Source organism: Tepidiforma sp., assembly GCF_026419595.1.
Lineage (GTDB): Bacteria > Chloroflexota > Dehalococcoidia > Tepidiformales > Tepidiformaceae > Tepidiforma.
In genome coordinates, this window is record NZ_JANZZD010000001.1 from 16,937 (window position 1) to 32,120 (window position 15,184).

A 15,184-nucleotide genomic window follows, 5' to 3' on the forward strand; every position below is an offset into this window, starting at 1 on the left:
GTTGCGCTGCGGGAGCAGATACGTCACACCACGACAGGGAGGTTTGGTATGTCCGTTTCTTCACCATCGGCAATCACGGGGCAGGCGCTCGGCAGAACCCGGGTGTTCCACGTCCGCGAATGGGTCGCGGCCGCTGCGGCGCTGGCGCTGGCCGGCGTCCTGCTGTACCTGGCCGGCTTCGAGCAGGGGGCGGTGGCGCTGTTCGAGGGCACGACGATTCACGAGTTCGTGCACGATGCGCGGCACGCGCTGGGATTCCCATGTCACTGATGCGAGCCGGGGGAGCGACTTCGGGATCGGCCGTGCCGCGCGCCGCGGCAGGGGGCCGTGGCGGGATGCTGGACGTGCTGCTGATGGCGGCGCTCGCCTCGGTCGCCGCGGGCGTCGCGGCAGCGCTCGTGGCCTGGTGGGCGGTGGAGCCGCGGCTGGAGGATGCGATCGCGCTCGAGGAGTCGCACGCCGAGGTGCCGGCCGACCACGTCCATGAGGACGCGCCGGTTTCGCGGTCGGTGCAGCGGACTGCGGGCCTCGCGGCCGGGACGCTCGCGGTCGCGCTCGGCGGCGGCCTGCTGGCGGCCGTTGCGGGGATGGCTGCCGCGCGGCTGGGGTTCGCCGGCTCGCCGCTGCGGGGCGCCGCGGTGGCGGCGCTGGCAGGCGGCTATGCTGCGGGCCTGCTGCCGGCGCTGGCGTACCCTGCCAACCCGCCGGGTGTCGGCAGCCCGGAAACTTCGGCCGCCCGGACGTGGATGTTCCTCGCGGTCGTCGGGATCGGTCTCGCCGCGGCTGTGCTGGCGGCTGGCGCGTGGCGCTGTGTGGAGCGCAGGGGCCGATTGCCGGCGGTGATCGGCGCGGGAGCCGTGCTGGCAGGTGGGGTCGGGGCCGCGGTTCTCGTCGCGGAGCCGGTGGAGCTGCCGGCGGGGTTCCCGGCGGACCTGCTGTGGGAGTTCCGGCGGGGCTCGCTGCTGGTGCAGGGGGCGCTGTGGCTGACGCTCGCGGCAGGCCTGGCCGCTGCGGAGGCGGCGTTGGGGCGCGAACCGGCCGCATAAGGGCGCGCCGGAAACGAAAAACGGCCCGGGTTTGGAACCCGGGCCGTTTTGGCGCTGAGCTGGGGAATTGGTAGCGGGGGAGGGATTCGAACCCCCGACCTTCGGGTTATGAGCCCGACGAGCTACCACTGCTCCACCCCGCGACGACGAGGGCGGCCGGCGAGCCGGTGCACCTCGAGGACTGAAGAGCGAAGACCTGCGGACGGGCGAATCATGCGCGACGAGTCTTGTTGGAGGTCAAGCCCTCGACCATTAGTACGCCTCAGCTGAACGCATTGCTGCGCTTACACCTGGCGCCTATCGAACAGGTAGTCTTCCTGTGGTCTTACCCGATTGACTCGGTGGGAGCCCTCATCTTGAGGTCGGCTTCGCACTTAGATGCTTTCAGCGCTTATCCGGTCCGGACATGGCTACCGGGCGGTGCTCCTGGCGGAACAACCCGCACACCAGCGGTCCGTCCACCCCGGTCCTCTCGTACTAGGGGCAGCTCCTCTCAAGGCTCCTACGCCCACGGCGGATAGAGACCGAACTGTCTCACGACGTTCTGAACCCAGCTCGCGTACCGCTTTAATGGGCGAACAGCCCAACCCTTGGGACCTACTCCAGCCCCAGGATGCGACGAGCCGACATCGAGGTGCCAAACCTTGCCGTCGCTGTGGACGCTTGGGCAAGATAAGCCTGTTATCCCCGGGGTAGCTTATATCCGTTAAGCCACGGCCCTTCCACTCGGTACCGTAGGATCACTTTGACCGGCTTTCGCCCCTGCTCGACTTGTGGGTCTCGCAGTCAAGCTCCCTTATGCCAATGCACTCGACGGGTGATTTCCATCCACCCTGAGGGAACCTTTGTGCGCCTCCGTTACTCTTTAGGAGGCGACCGCCCCAGTCAAACTGCCCACCAGACGCTGTCCTCCTGCTTGCTCAGGAGTTAGAAAGCAGATCAGAGAAGGGTGGTATTTCAAGGTTGGCTCCACGCCGCCCGAAAGCAGCGCTTCGTCGCCTCCCACCTATCCTACGCATCTCAGACCCACTCCCAGCGCCAAGTTGCAGTAAAGCTCCACGGGGTCTTTTTGTCCTGCCGCGGGTCAACCGCATCTTCACGGTCAATTCAATTTCGCCGGGTCCTTCGTCGAGACAGCGCCCAGATCGTTACGCCTTTCGTGCGGGTCGGAACTTACCCGACAAGGAATTTCGCTACCTTAGGACCGTTATAGTTACGGCCGCCGTTCACCGGGGCTTCAGTTCAAGCCTTGCAGCTCTCCCCTTAACCTTCCGGCACTGGGCAGGCGTCAGCCCCTATACGTCAGCTTTCGCTTTTGCAGAGACCTGTGGTTTTGATAAACAGTCGCCTGGGCCTGCTCTCTGCGGCCCCCCGGTGCTTGGAACGCGAGGTTCTACACACCCGAGGGCGATCCTTCTCCCGAAGTTACGGATCCAATTTGCCGAGTTCCTTAACGAAGGTTCTCCCGATCCCCTTATGGTGCTTACCACCACCTACCAGTGTCGGTTTGCGGTACGGGCGCAATGGTAACTAGCAGCGAGGCTTTTCTCGCCAGTGTGGGCTCAGCCCCCTCGCTTTGACAAAGTCTCCACTCGTCCCGGTTCCTCCGCTTGACCCCGCCGGGGATTTGCCTCCGGCGAGACGCCTACGAACCAGGAACGGACCATGTCCAATGGGCCCGCGGGACCTACCCTGCTGGGTCCCCCCTCTGCATCAAACGCTACCGCTGCGGTGCTGGAATACTAACCAGCTGTCCATCGCCTACGCCTTTCGGCCTCGGCTTAGGCCCGACTAACCCTACGCGGATTGACCTTCCGTAGGAAACCTCAGGTATACGGGGGGCGCGGTTCTCACGCGCCTTACGCTACTCATGCCGGCATTCTCACTTCGCTTCGCTCCAGGGCGCCTCACGGCTACCCCTTCACAGCGGAAGCAAACGCTCCCCTACCGCCAGCAGCTCGAGGCTGCTGACCCACAGCTTCGGTGCCACGCTTAGCCCCGTTGAATTGTCGGCGCAGAACCACTCGACCAGTGAGCTATTACGCACTCTTTAAAGGGTGGCTGCTTCTAAGCCAACCTCCTGGCTGTCTGAGCAGTTCAACATCCTTTCACACTGAGCGTGGACTTTGGGACCTTAGCTGGTGGTCTGGGCTGTTTCCCTTTTGACGATGAAGCTTAGCCCCCACCGTCTCACTGCCAGGCTTTGTCCGACGGCATTCGCGGTTTGATAGGGTTCGGTAAGCGGTGAGCCCCCTAGCCCTTTCAGAGCCCTACCTCCGCCGGAGATCGCCTGACGCTGCACCTAAATGCATTTCGGGGAGAACGAGCTATCTCCGAGTTCGTTTGGCATTTCACCGCTACCCACAGGTCATCCAATAGCTTTGCAACGCTAGAAGGTTCGCGCCTCCATCCAGTTTTACCTGGACTTCACGCTGCCCATGGGTAGATCACTCGGTTTCGCGTCTACTCCACGCGACTGTGGCGCCCTGTTCGGACTCGCTTTCGCTGCGGCTCCGCAAGTCTCCTTGCTTAACCTCGCCACGTAGAGTAACTCACCGGCTCATTCTTCAATAGGCACGCCGTCACCCGCCTTGCGACGGGCTCCGACTGCACGTAGGCACGCGGTTTCAGGTTCTGTTTCACTCCCCTCCCGGGGTACTTTTCACCTTTCCCTCACGGTACTGGTTCACTATCGGTCACCAGGGGTATTTAGCCTTGGGAAGTGGTCTCCCCAGCTTCCCACGGGGTTTCACGTGTCCCGTGGTACTCAGGTACCGGCCGGCAGTCGCATCGAGTTTCGTGTACGGGGCTGTCACCCTCTCTGGCTGGCCTTTCCAGGTCCATTCTCCTACCCGTGCGATTGGTAACTGCACAATGGCCGGCCCTACAACCCCGGCAGGGCGAACCCTGCCGGTTTGGGCTTCTCCCCGTTCGCTCGCCGCTACTAGGGGAATACTCTCTTTTCCTCGGGGTACTTAGATGTTTCAGTTCCCCCGGTTCCCCCTCGCAGGCCTATGTGTTCAGCCTGGAGTAGCCCGGTTTCGCCGGGCTGGGTTACCCCATTCGGAGATCTCCGCTTACGCTTGCTTGGCAGCTGGGCGGAGCTTATCGCAGCCTTGCCACGTCCTTCATCGGCCCCTGGTACCTAGGCATCCACCGCGCGCCCTTGGTAGCTTGACCTCCACCAAGACTCGGTCGGTATGAATTGCCCGGCCTCGCTGGCGCTGCTTGAGCGCGCCGTCGAGGCGATGCAGTGTCTTCGCTCTTCAGTTCTTAAGGTGCGCGCCGCGGGGTTTCATCCCTGCGGCCCGGCTTCGCCGCCGGCCGCTGCCTGCTGGCAGGGGCCGATTGCGAAGCGCGTCGCTGGCACGGGCCCGGGGCGGGCTTTGGGGAGCTGGTGGAGCCGAGGAGATTCGAACTCCTGACCTCCGCCGTGCAAAGGCGGCGCTCTCCCAACTAAGCTACGGCCCCTCCGGGTTGGTACTCCGTGTGTGCCAGGCCCGGGGCCCGGGGGTTCTCCGCCGGGGTTGAGCCAGGATGGTGGGCCATTCTGGACTCGAACCAGAGACCTCAGTCTTATCAGGACTGCGCTCTAACCAGCTGAGCTAATGGCCCCCGGGGAGCGTGGCCAGTGCACCTTCGACAGCTGGATAGCGGACGAAAGACGGCTGCTGGGGCGCCGCTGGTGTAACGACCCGGCGGGTGCGCCGGACCGATCGACCTGGGTGCTGCTTCCGGACCTCCTGCCCCACCGCTGAGGCGGGAGGTTTTCTCCGGGGCATACTCCCTAGAAAGGAGGTGATCCAGCCGCAGCTTCCGCTACGGCTACCTTGTTACGACTTCGTCCCAATCGCTGGCTCCACCCTCGACGGCTGCCTCCCTTGCGGGTTAGCCCACCGGCTTCAGGTGTTTCCAACTTTCGTGACGTGACGGGCGGTGTGTACAAGGCCCGGGAACGTATTCACCGCAGTAGTGCTGACCTGCGGTTACTAGCAACTCCGGCTTCATGCAGGCGGGTTTCAGCCTGCAATCCGAACTGAGGACAGCTTTGATGGGATTAGCTCCGCCTCGCGGCTTCGCGACCCGTTGTACTGCCCATTGTAGCGTGTGTGTAGCCCCAGGCGTAAGGGCCACGCTGACCTGACATCATCCCCTCCTTCCTCCGAGGTTTTCTCGGCAGTCTCGCCAGAGAAGTACAACTGGCGACAGGGGTTGCGCTCGTTGCGGGACTTAACCCAACACCTCACGGCACGAGCTGACGACGGCCGTGCAACACCTGTGCACGCTCCCCGAAGGGTCCCTCACCTTTCGGATCGGTACCACGTGCATGTCAAGCCTGGGTGAGGTTCTTCGCGTATCATCGAATTAAACCACACGCTCCGCTGCTTGTGCGGGCCCCCGTCAATTCCTTTGAGTTTTAGCCTTGCGGCCGTAGTCCCCAGGCGGAGTACTTATCGCGTTGGCTTCGGCACTGAAGGGGTCGATACCTCCAACACCTAGTACTCATCGTTTACGGCGTGGACTACCCGGGTATCTAATCCGGTTTGCTCCCCACGCTTTCGCCCCTGAGCGTCAGGACAGGGCCAGGATGCCGCCTTCGCCACTGGTGTTCCTCCCGATATCTACGCATTTCACCACTACACCGGGAATTCCACATCCCTCTCCCTGCCTCAAGCCTGGCAGTTTCCAGGGCACCCTCCCGGTTGAGCCGGGAGATTTCACCCTGGACTTGCCTGGCCGCCTGCGGGCGCTTTACGCCCAATAAATCCGGACAACGCTCGACACCTACGTATTACCGCGGCTGCTGGCACGTAGTTAGCCGTGTCTTATTCGTGAGGTACCGTCAGAACTTCTTCCCTCACAAAAGGAGTTTACAACCCGAAGGCCTTCGTCCTCCACGCGGAATTGCTGCGTCAGGCTTTCGCCCATTGCGCAAGATTCTTAGCTGCTGCCTCCCGTAGGAGTCGGGGCCGTATCTCAGTCCCCGTGTGGCTGACCATCCTCTCAGACCAGCTACCGATCGTCGCCTTGGTAGGCCATTACCCCACCAACTAGCTAATCGGCCGCGGGCCCCTCTCGTAGCGCCGGAGCTTTCACCACCCGGACTCTCACCGGGGGTCTTATGCGGTATTAGCTCCCCTTTCGAGGAGTTATTCCCCACTACGAGGCAGGTTACCCACGTGTTACTCACCCGTTCGCCACTAGCCCGAAGGCTCGTACGACTTGCATGCCTAATACATTCCGCCAGCGTTTGTCCTGAGCCAGGATCAAACTCTCCGTAGAAACAGAACCGACCTTGCGGCCGGGATGTTCCGTTTGAACGGGGTCCCAGACGTTCTCTTTCGTCCGCTATCCAGTTGTTAAGGTGCGCTGGCCTCTCGCAAGGCCCGAACGAGAAGATTAACTTCTCTCCGCCAGGCTGTCAACCGTGCCGCCCCTGCCGGGGGATGCCGCCCTGGCTGATGCCGGCGGGGGACTTTCAAGATGGCACGCCCCGGCGTTGTTTGCAAGGGGGATCTTCGGCCCCGGCGGCGATTTCTTCACGATTTTCGTCGGCCCGCCAGCCGCGCTGCTTCGTCGGCCGGCCGGTAGCGCTCGTGGAAGGCGCTCCGGAAGGCCTCGAAGCGCCCCTCCCGGATGGCGGCGCGGGCGCGTTCGGTGAGCCGGGCGAGGTAGCGCAGGTTGTGGTGCGTGGCGAGCCGGTGGCCGAGCAGCTCGTCGTTGCGGAAGAGGTGATGGAGGTAGGCGAGGCTGAACTGGCTGCAGGCGAGGCAGTCGCAGGCCGGGTCGGCCGGCTCGTCGCGCTCGCGGTTGGCGGCGCCGCGGAGGTTGATGCGGCCGTCGTCGGTGAGGAGGGCGCCGTTGCGGCCGAGGCGGGTGGGGAGCACGCAATCGAACATGTCGATGCCGCGGGCGATTCCTTCGATGAGGTCTTCGGGGCTGCCGACGCCCATGAGGTAGCGGGGCTTTTCGATGGGGAGCTCGGCGTTCGTGCTATCGAGGGTGGCCCACATGACGGCCTTGGGCTCGCCGACGGAGAGGCCGCCGATGGAGAAGCCGGGCGGGTCGAGCTGGATGGCTTCGCGGGCGTGGTAGCGGCGGAGTTCGGGGTGGGTGCCGCCCTGGAGGATGGCGAAGGTGGTCAGCCCGGGGGCGGCGGCGCGGCAGCGCCGGTACCAGCGGAGGGTGCGGTCGACGGCGTCGCGGGCGGCTTCGAAGCTGGCTTCGCCGGGCAGGACGTGGTCGAGCGGCATGGCGATATCGACGCCCAGGGCCTGCTGAACCTCCATGGCGAGCTCGGGGGTGTAGTGGTGTTCGGAGCCGTCGATGTGCGAGCGGAAGCGAACGCCGTCTTCGGTGACTTTGCGGAGGCCGGCGAGGGAGAAGACCTGGAAGCCGCCGCTGTCGGAGAGGATGGGGCCATCCCAGCGCATGAAGCGGTGGACGCCGCCGAGCTGCTCGATGAGCCGGTGGCCGGGGCGGAGGTAGAGGTGGTAGGCGTTGACGAGGATGATCCGGGCGCCGGTCGCGGCGACTTCTGCGGGCAGGAGCGTCTTCACGGTGGCGAGGGTGCCGACGGGCATGAAGACGGGGGTTTCGAAGCTGCCGCGCGGGGTAGTGATGCGGCCGGTGCGGGGGGCGACGGGGCCTGCCGGCGTGCTGGTGAGGTCGAAGCGGAAGCCGCTCGGGGACGAGGTCACGGGCGGGTCACGGTCTCGATGGCGTGGTGGACGAGAGCATCGGGCACGCCCTGCCGGACGATGGCGTGGCCGATCCGCTCGAGGAGCACCCAGCGGATGGAGCCGGCCCGGACCTTCTTGTCGACGAGGGTGGCATCGAAGACGGCGCGCGGGTCGAGGCCGGGGGCGCTTTCGGGGAGGCCGAAGCGGCGGATGAGGGTCTGCTGGCGCTCGAACTCGGCCGGGGGCAGGAGGCCGAGTTCGACGCTGATGATGCCGGCGGCGCGCATGCCGATGGCGACGGCTTCGCCGTGGAGCCATGTTTCGTAGCCGGTGACGGCTTCGATGGCGTGGCCGACGGTGTGGCCGTAGTTGAGGAGCGTGCGGCGGCCAGATTCGCGCTCGTCCTCGGAAACGATGGCGGCTTTGATGGCGACCGAGCGGGCGATGAGGTCGGGCGAGGTGAGCGGGGGACCGTCGATGCTGGCCGCCTCGAGGTCGCGGACGAGCGCTTCATCGAGGATGAAGCCGTGCTTGAGCAGCTCGGCCCAGCCGTTGCGGAGCTGGCGCGGCGGGAGGGTGCGGAGGAGGAGGGGGTCGATGACGACGGCGCGGGGCTGGGCGAACGCGCCGATGAGGTTTTTGCCGCGAGGGTGGTCGATGCCGGTCTTCCCGCCGATGGCGGCGTCGGCCATGGCGAGGAGGGAGGTCGGGGCGTGGATGAAGGGGACGCCGCGGAGGATGGTCGCAGCGGCGAATCCGCCGAGGTCGGTGACGACGCCACCCCCGAGCGTGACGATGAAGTCGGTGCGCTCGATGCGGTGGTCGACGAGGAAGTCGTAGACGCTGGCGAGGGTTTCGAGGCTCTTGTAGTTCTCGCCGGCGGGAATGGAGAAGGCGGCGGACTGGTAGCCGGCGGCCTCGAGCGCGGCGGCAGCCCGGCCGGCGAAGAGGGGACCGACGTGGGTGTCGGTGATGATGAAGGCGCGGCCTTCGAGGCCGGCGTCGCGGGCGATGGCGCCGAGGGCGTCGAGCGCGCCTTCGCCGACGAGGACGGGGTAGGTGCCGCCCGGCGCAGTGACGATCGCCGCCGGCGGGGGGATCGACGGATTGCCGGCCTCCCGGGCGAAGGCGAGCGGGCTGTAGAAGCGCTCGCCGGGCGGTGCCGGGTCGCGCTGCCATTCGGCCCAGAGGCGCTCGATCTCTTCGGCCTGCTCCTCGGGGGTGAGGTCGTCGCAGTCGATGGCGGCATCGGCGCCGCGGTAGAGCTCGATGCGGGACTGGAGGAGGGCTTCGAGGCGGGCGCGGGGGTCGCCGGCGAGGAGCGGCCGCTCGGAGGCGTTCGGCGCTTCGAGCAGGCGGCGGGCGGCGACGGCGGGCGAGACCGCGAGCCAGACGACGAAGCCGCTGCCGAGGATGGGGCGGGCGGCCGGGATGGTGGGGGCGCCGCCGCCGGTCGCGATGACGGCCGGTTCGTGCGCGGCGGCGGCTTCGAGGGCGCGGAGTTCGCGCTCGCGGAAGGCGGCTTCGCCTTCGCGGGCGAAGAGCTCGGCGACGGTGGCGCCGGCCTTGCGCTCGATTTCCTTATCGGTGTCGATGAACGCCCAGCCGAGGCGCTCGGCGAGGATGCGGCCGGTGGTCGACTTGCCGCTGCCGGAGAGGCCGATGAGGAAGATGCGGCGGGGGACCATCAGGAGCCCCGGGCGCGCGGGCCGATGGTGTCCATGAAGGCCGCGTAGTTGCGGCGGACCTCGTCGAGGGTGTCGCCGCCAAACTTTTCGAGCCACGCATCGGCGAGGACGATGGCGACCATCGCCTCGGCGACGACGCCGCCGGCCGGGACGACGCAGACGTCGCTGCGCTCGTAATGGGCGAGGACTTCTTCGCCGGTATCGAGGTCGACGGAGGGGAGGGGATGGGCGAGCGTGGGGATCGGCTTGATGGCGGCGCGGACGATGATGTCTTCGCCGGTGGTGATGCCGGCTTCGATGCCGCCGGCGTTGTTGGTGGCGTGGCGCCACGGCCGGCCCTGCCATTCGCCGACCGGGAGGATGACGTCGTGGACCTGCGAGCCGCGCATGGCGGCGGCCTCGAAGCCAAGGCCGAGCCCGACAGCTTTGAAGGCGTTGATGCTCAGGATGGCCTGCGCGATGCGGCCGTCGAGCTTGCGGTCCCAGTGGACGTGGCTGCCGAGGCCGGGCGGCACGCCCATGGCGCGGACTTCGATTTCGCCGCCGACGGTATCGCCGTCCGGCTTGGCGGCATTGATGGCCGCGACCATCGCTTCGGAGGCGGCGGGGTCGGCGCAGCGGACCGGGCTGGCTTCGACGGCGTCCCAGTCGATGGGACCGGCCGGTTCGGGGGCGCGGACGCCGCCGATGGCGAGGACGCGGCTGCGGATTTCGACGCCGAACTCGGCGAGGAGGCGGCGGGCGACAGCGCCGACGGCGACGCGGGCCGCGGTTTCGCGGGCGGAGGCGCGCTCGAGCACGTTGCGGACGTCGTCGAAGCCGTATTTGAGGGCGCCGGGCAGGTCGGCGTGGCCGGGCCGGAGGCGGGTGACGCGCTCGATTTCGGTTTCGACGGGCTCGATGGCCATCTTTTCGGTCCAGTTGACCCAGTCGCGGTTCTGGATCCAGAGGGCGACGGGAGAGCCGAGGGTGCGGCCGTGACGGACGCCGGCGGTGATCTCGGCGTGGTCCTTTTCGATTTTCATGCGGCCGCCGCGGCCGTAGCCGCCCTGCCGGCGTGCGAGGTCGGGGGCGATGTCGGCCTCGGAGAGAGGGAGGCCGGCGGGAAGGCCTTCGATGACCATCGTGAGGCCTTTGCCGTGGCTTTCGCCGGCAGTGAGGAAGCGGAAGTGGCCCATGCTTACTCCGTGGGGCGCTCGCGCTGAGCGGTGAATTCGGCGGCGGCCTCGGCAGCGGGACGCGGCGGGCGGCCGGTGATGGGAGGGACCTCGATGGGAATGGCGCGGCCGGCCGGGTCGCGCACGTAGTGGGCTTCGAAGCGGCCGAGGATCTCGGCCGGAGTGAGCGCGTCCCACGCGAGGTCTTCGGCGATGGCGCGGTCGGCGGTGACGGTCAGGATCGGCCGCTGGGCGAGGGTGCCATCGGGTTCGGAGAAGGTGGTGTACACGTCGACGCGCACGGTGCCGAGGCGGAGGTTTGGGACATCGTACAGCATCATGTCGAGCAGCCTTGCGGCGATGGCGATCGCCTCGTCGAGGGGGGAGGTGACCTGGACGCGGCGGCCGCCTTCAGTGCGGAATTCGCCCTCTGCGGAGGCGGAGAGAGTCGCGCCGTCGGGTTCGACTGCGACGAGCTGGGCGGACTGGACGCCAGCCCAGGTGCCGGGATGGATGCCTTTCGGGGGCCTGGCGCGGCGCCAGGTGTTCAGGGCTTCTTCGATGAGGGCGCCGATGATGTCGGTGTCGCCGGAGGCGACGCGGCGGCGCCAGGCGCGGTGCTGGAGCATCTCGGTGGTGACGGCCCAGCCGACGACGAGGAAGATGGCGCCGACGATGAGCATGCCGAGGAGGATCACCGGGCGGCGCCCTCCCGGCGGGCGAGTTCGTTTTCCGCGGCGCGGACCATGACGTCGACGGGCGCGGGCAGGCCGGTCCAGAGTTCGAAGGCGAGCGCGCCCTGGTAGATGAGCATGGGGAGGCCGCCGAGGGTGCGCAGTCCCCGGGCCGCGGCCGCGCGGAGGAGCGGCGTCACGCGGGGGGCGTAGACGATATCGACGACGAGGAGGCCGGGGCCGGCGGAATCGAGCGGGCAGGGGAGGCCCTCAGGGTCGGGGCCGCCTTTCATGCCGACCGTGGTGCAGTTCACGAGGCAATCGTAGCCGGCGAGCGGCGGCAGGTCGGCGAGGGCCCGCGCTGGCGCGCCGAGGTCGCGGGCCAGTGCAGCGGCGCGCTCGGGCGTCCGGTTCCAGATGTCGACCGCGGCAGCGCGCGCTTCGAGCAGGGCCAGGGCGATTCCGCGGGCCGCGCCCCCGGCGCCGAGGAGGAGGAAGGCTCGGCCCCCGGGCTCGAAGAAGGCCTCCTGGCGGAGCGCGGCGACGAAGCCGGGGCCGTCGGTGTTGAAGCCGAAGAGGCGGCCGTCGCGGTTGACGATCGTGTTGACGGCGCCGGCCCGGGCCGCGAGCCCGCCGACCTCGTCGAGGAGCGGGATGACGTGCTCTTTGTGCGGCACGGTGACGTTCGCGCCGAGGACGTCCGGGGCGCGGAGGGCGGCAACGCGCGCCGGGAGGTCGGGCAGCGGCGTCTCCCAGCGCTCGTAGACGACGTCGAGGCCGGAGTGGGCGAAGGCCGCCTGCTGGAAGACCGGCGAGAGGCTGTGGCCGACGGGGTAGCCGATGATGCCGGCGCGGCGGGTCATGGCGCCCCGTAGAGCGCGATGTTGCGCTCGTGCTCGGCGAAGGTGACGGCGAAGACGTGGGAACCATCGCCCTTCTTCGCATCGGCGACGAAATAGTAGTAGTCGGTATCGGTCGGGTAGGCGACGGCTTCGATGGACGCGAGGCCGGGGCAGGCGATGGGGCCGGGCGGCAGGCCCGGGAAGAGGCGGGTGTTGTAGGGCGAGGGGTTCTCGAGGTCGACGATGGTGAGGTCTTTCTTCCACCAGCCGTAGCGCTGGACGGAGGCGGGGTCGAGGGCGACCGCGAACTGGACAGTCGGGTCGGCGCCGAGCCGGTCGCCGGCAGCGAGGCGGTTGTAGAAGACGCCGGCGATGAGGGGGCGCTCGGCCGGGAGAACGGCTTCGCGCTCGACGATGGAGGCGAGGGTGAGCGCCTGGTGGGGGTTGAGGCCGCGGGCGGCAGCGGCGGCGCGGAGCTCCGGGGTGAAGCGCTCGTCGAGCGTGCGAATCATGTAGGCGACGAGGTCATCCATCGTCGAGCCGACGGGCATGATGTAGGTATCCGGGAAGAGGTAGCCCTGCAGGTCGGCGCCGGGCGGGAGGTATTCGGCGAGGCCGGGCGGGAGCTTGGCGCGGGCGACCGCCGCGAGGAATTCGTCTCGGGGGCCGAAGCCGGCCTGCTCGGCGAGCACGGCCATCTCTTCGATGCGGAGGCCTTCGGGGAACGTGACCCGCAGGACCGGCACGGCTTCCTTCACGGTGAGGAGGTGGAGGACCGTGAGGGCGCTGGCGGGGCGCGGCAGGAGGTAGTCGCCGGCGCTGAGGCTGCCCTGGAGGCCGGTGAGGCGAGCGAGGAGTTCGAACTGCCGGCCGGAGCGGATGATGCCGAGCTCCTCGAGGCGGCGCCCGACCTCGCCGGCCGAAGAGCCGCGCTCGAGCGTAAAGGCGACAGGGCTCGCGTCGGCGGCAGGTGCGCTGGCCGACGCCGGCGCGGGGAGATTGCCGCGGACGGCCGCCGGGGTGCCGGCGACGAGCCACGCGGCCAGGAGGGTGACGAAGACGGCGAGGGCGAGGCCGGCGGCGGCGAACGGCGTGATGGGGCTGCGCATCAGGCGGCACCCCGGCGGGCATCGAGCTCGGCCTGGAGCAGCAGCGCGGCGGCCAGCGAATCGAGGGTGCCGTCGCGGCGGCGGGCGGCCGAGGGGGCCTGGCGGGAGGCCTGGGCGCTCGTCAGCCGCTCATCGGCGGTGCGGACGGGCACGGCGACGGCCTGGCGGAGGTCTGCGACGAACGCTTCGACGGCGCGCGCCTGGGGGCCGCGCTCGCCGGAGAGGGAGAGCGGGAGGCCGACGATGATTTCGCGGACGCCTTCGGCGGCGACGATGTCCGCGATGGCCCGGAGGGCCGCGGCGCGGTCGCGGCCGGGGATGGCCGGCCGGGGATGGGCGAGCATGCCGAGCTCATCGGAGACGGCGACGCCGATGCGGGCGTCGCCGGGGTCGAGCGCGAGGATCCGGGCGGGAGCGGCGGGGGGTGGTTCGTTCATTCGCGGGAGGGCGAGGCGGCGCCACCTGCCTCTGGGGGTGCGGCGAGCCGCACATCGAGGCGGAACCCGAAGCGGGGCAGGAAGGGCGCCCAGCCGGGGACGACGCGCACGTCAGCTTCTTCAATAGCATACCGCTCCCGGAGAATCGACTTCGCTTCGGAGGGGCGTTTGCCGCGGACGGCGTGCTCGACGGCGCCGGCGGTGACGCCCCGGGCGAATTCGGCGCTGATGCGGAGGCTGGCGGTGAACGCGTCGGCGTCGGGGGCGTACTGGCTCGCCCCGGTTTCGACGGCGCGGACCGTGCCCGGGAGGAAATCGCCTTCGTCGCCGCCGGGCACAAGGACGCGGCGGGCGAAGGCTTCGAGCACAGCCGAGGGAATGGCGAGGGCGGTGACGTCGACGGTCACATCGAGGAGCAGGACCGGCGAGGGGGTGCCGATGGGCGGGCGGGGCGTGCCGAGGGCCGTCTTCGCGGTTGCGGTGCGGAGGAAGACCGCGTCGTGGGGGCGGGCCGCCGCGAGGTCGGCGCGCACCTCGTCCGAGTCGGCGAGCGAGGCGGCGAGCTGGCGGATGGCGATGACGTCGGCCTCGGACGGCGAGGGACGGGGTTCGCTGGTGCCGCCGGCTGCCGGTTCGGGGTTGGTGACCCGGAGGAAGCGGTAGCGCTCGTCGAACCAGCCGGTGATGGTGTTCGCGGGGAGGTTGTGGCGCTCGCCGGGCTGGCGGGCGATGACGGTCGCGGTGGCCGTGCCGTTGCGGGGCACCGTGACATCGGCTTCGAGTTCGAAGTCGAGAAAGTCCGGGCCGCCGAGGAGGGCGGTGCCGGCAACGACGACGACGTCGGCCCCGGTGGGGTTGGTGATGACCACCGGGGCGCGGGCGTAGCCGACGCCGACGCGGACCGAGCCGGTCGCCGGGACGGCGAGGGTGTAGGAGCGGGTCGCGGAGACGGCGACCGCCGGCAGACGCCCCGCTTCGAGGTCGGGCGCAGCGAGGTCGCGGACGACCGTGACGGTGACGGTCTCGGCGAGCGTTTCGGAGGGCGGGTAGGCGACGACCGTGCCGGAGGGCGCCATGGTGAGGAGGAGGAAGAGCGCCGCGGCGGCGATGCCGGCGATGACAGCGACCTGCACGAAGCGGCCGATGGCCGGGGCGACGAAGGAGAGCGGCCCGAGCCGGACGACGTACTTCCCGCCGGCGTCCCAGCGGACCTGGTGGGGGCGGCGGGCGACGGGGATGCCGGCCTGGCGGGCGCGGTCGGCGAGAGCGCGGGAGCGGGTGGCGATGGCGATGACGCGGCCGGTTTCTTCGGCGTGGCGGAGGAGGCGGCGCATGCCGAGCTCGGTGGTGAGCTGGCGGTTGCCATCGGGGGCGTGGATGACGACGGCCCAGGACGGGGCGGTATCCAGGCGGCCGCAGATGGCGGCGATGTCCTCGGTGCGGTCGATGAGGACGACGGCGGCGAGGCTCTCGGCGGGGTCGGCTGGCGGGACGTCCGGCGGGGGTGGTGCGTTCGTCAGCGTGCGGCCTCCCTTCGGTGAACGGCGG

Annotated in this window: 11 protein-coding genes, 3 tRNA genes and 2 rRNA genes; 3 read left to right on the forward strand and 13 right to left on the reverse strand. The window is 68.7% G+C overall.

The window, feature by feature from the left end:
- Positions 1-48 precede the first annotated feature (48 nt).
- Together N2041_RS00060 and N2041_RS00065 are read left to right on the forward strand one after the other, a co-directional pair.
- Positions 49-270: a CbtB-domain containing protein gene (locus N2041_RS00060; RefSeq protein ID WP_297674616.1), complete on the forward strand. Its 222-nt coding sequence runs from the start codon at positions 49-51 to the stop codon at positions 268-270.
- A gap of 65 nt (positions 271-335) precedes the next feature.
- Complete coding sequence (locus N2041_RS00065; protein WP_297674619.1) at positions 336-1,046, forward strand: CbtA family protein; 711 nt, start codon at positions 336-338, stop codon at positions 1,044-1,046.
- Positions 1,047-1,114: 68 nt separating this feature from the next.
- Here the strand turns inward: N2041_RS00065 and N2041_RS00070 are convergent.
- From N2041_RS00070 to N2041_RS00130, 13 genes are all read right to left on the reverse strand, one after another.
- Positions 1,115-1,189, reverse strand: a tRNA-Met gene (locus N2041_RS00070).
- Positions 1,190-1,279: 90 nt separating this feature from the next.
- A 23S ribosomal RNA gene (locus N2041_RS00075) occupies positions 1,280-4,226 on the reverse strand.
- Between the two features lie 215 nt (positions 4,227-4,441).
- A tRNA-Ala gene (locus N2041_RS00080) sits at positions 4,442-4,517 on the reverse strand.
- 67 nt (positions 4,518-4,584) lie between these two features.
- A tRNA-Ile gene (locus tag N2041_RS00085) sits at positions 4,585-4,661 on the reverse strand.
- Between the two features lie 176 nt (positions 4,662-4,837).
- Positions 4,838-6,329: ribosomal RNA gene (locus tag N2041_RS00090) — 16S ribosomal RNA — on the reverse strand.
- Together the 16S and 23S rRNA genes with 3 tRNA genes alongside form the textbook arrangement of a ribosomal RNA operon.
- Before the next feature lie 257 nt (positions 6,330-6,586).
- Positions 6,587-7,747, reverse strand: coding sequence for a tRNA guanosine(34) transglycosylase Tgt (gene tgt, locus N2041_RS00095; RefSeq protein ID WP_297674621.1), 1,161 nt, complete (start codon positions 7,745-7,747; stop codon positions 6,587-6,589).
- Positions 7,744-9,417, reverse strand: coding sequence for a 3-dehydroquinate synthase (gene aroB / locus N2041_RS00100; protein ID WP_297674623.1), 1,674 nt, complete (start codon positions 9,415-9,417; stop codon positions 7,744-7,746). The genes tgt and aroB overlap by 4 nt, the downstream gene beginning before the upstream one ends.
- The gene (gene aroC / locus N2041_RS00105; protein WP_297674625.1) at positions 9,417-10,595 is read right to left on the reverse strand and encodes a chorismate synthase; all 1,179 of its coding nucleotides are present in this window, start codon (positions 10,593-10,595) and stop codon (positions 9,417-9,419) included. Before aroC ends, aroB begins: the two co-directional genes overlap by 1 nt.
- Before the next feature lie 2 nt (positions 10,596-10,597).
- Complete coding sequence (locus N2041_RS00110) at positions 10,598-11,272, reverse strand: hypothetical protein (protein WP_297674627.1); 675 nt, start codon at positions 11,270-11,272, stop codon at positions 10,598-10,600.
- The gene (aroE, locus tag N2041_RS00115; RefSeq protein WP_297674629.1) at positions 11,269-12,111 is read right to left on the reverse strand and encodes a shikimate dehydrogenase; all 843 of its coding nucleotides are present in this window, start codon (positions 12,109-12,111) and stop codon (positions 11,269-11,271) included. Before aroE ends, N2041_RS00110 begins: the two co-directional genes overlap by 4 nt.
- Positions 12,108-13,199 (reverse strand): endolytic transglycosylase MltG, encoded by a 1,092-nt coding sequence (gene mltG, locus N2041_RS00120; RefSeq protein WP_297674631.1) that lies wholly within the window; start codon positions 13,197-13,199, stop codon positions 12,108-12,110. The genes aroE and mltG overlap by 4 nt, the downstream gene beginning before the upstream one ends.
- Positions 13,199-13,636, reverse strand: a complete 438-nt coding sequence (ruvX, locus tag N2041_RS00125) for a Holliday junction resolvase RuvX (RefSeq protein ID WP_297674633.1) — start codon at positions 13,634-13,636, stop codon at positions 13,199-13,201. The genes mltG and ruvX overlap by 1 nt, the downstream gene beginning before the upstream one ends.
- A complete protein-coding gene (locus tag N2041_RS00130) occupies positions 13,633-14,970 on the reverse strand; it encodes a baseplate J/gp47 family protein (RefSeq protein ID WP_297674635.1) in 1,338 nt (445 codons plus the stop codon). The genes ruvX and N2041_RS00130 overlap by 4 nt, the downstream gene beginning before the upstream one ends.
- Positions 14,971-15,009: 39 nt before the next feature.
- Between N2041_RS00130 and N2041_RS00135 the strand changes: the two genes are divergently transcribed.
- Positions 15,010-15,177: a hypothetical protein gene (locus N2041_RS00135; protein ID WP_297674637.1), complete on the forward strand. Its 168-nt coding sequence runs from the start codon at positions 15,010-15,012 to the stop codon at positions 15,175-15,177.
- Positions 15,178-15,184: the final 7 nt, after the last annotated feature.

What these genes read in the sequence shown, in the direction of transcription:
- ruvX (WP_297674633.1), bottom strand. Translation starts at nt 13,636, where the DNA reads ATGAACGAACCACCCCCCGCCGCTCCCGCCCGGATCCTCGCGCTCGAC.
- aroC (WP_297674625.1), bottom strand. Translation starts at nt 10,595, where the DNA reads ATGGGCCACTTCCGCTTCCTCACTGCCGGCGAAAGCCACGGCAAAGGC.
- aroE (WP_297674629.1), bottom strand. Translation starts at nt 12,111, where the DNA reads ATGACCCGCCGCGCCGGCATCATCGGCTACCCCGTCGGCCACAGCCTC.
- N2041_RS00130 (WP_297674635.1), bottom strand. Translation starts at nt 14,970, where the DNA reads ATGCGCCGCCTCCTCCGCCACGCCGAAGAAACCGGCCGCGTCATCGCC.
- N2041_RS00065 (WP_297674619.1), top strand. Translation starts at nt 336, where the DNA reads ATGCTGGACGTGCTGCTGATGGCGGCGCTCGCCTCGGTCGCCGCGGGC.
- N2041_RS00060 (WP_297674616.1), top strand. Translation starts at nt 49, where the DNA reads ATGTCCGTTTCTTCACCATCGGCAATCACGGGGCAGGCGCTCGGCAGA.
- mltG (WP_297674631.1), bottom strand. Translation starts at nt 13,199, where the DNA reads ATGCGCAGCCCCATCACGCCGTTCGCCGCCGCCGGCCTCGCCCTCGCC.
- aroB (WP_297674623.1), bottom strand. Translation starts at nt 9,417, where the DNA reads ATGGTCCCCCGCCGCATCTTCCTCATCGGCCTCTCCGGCAGCGGCAAG.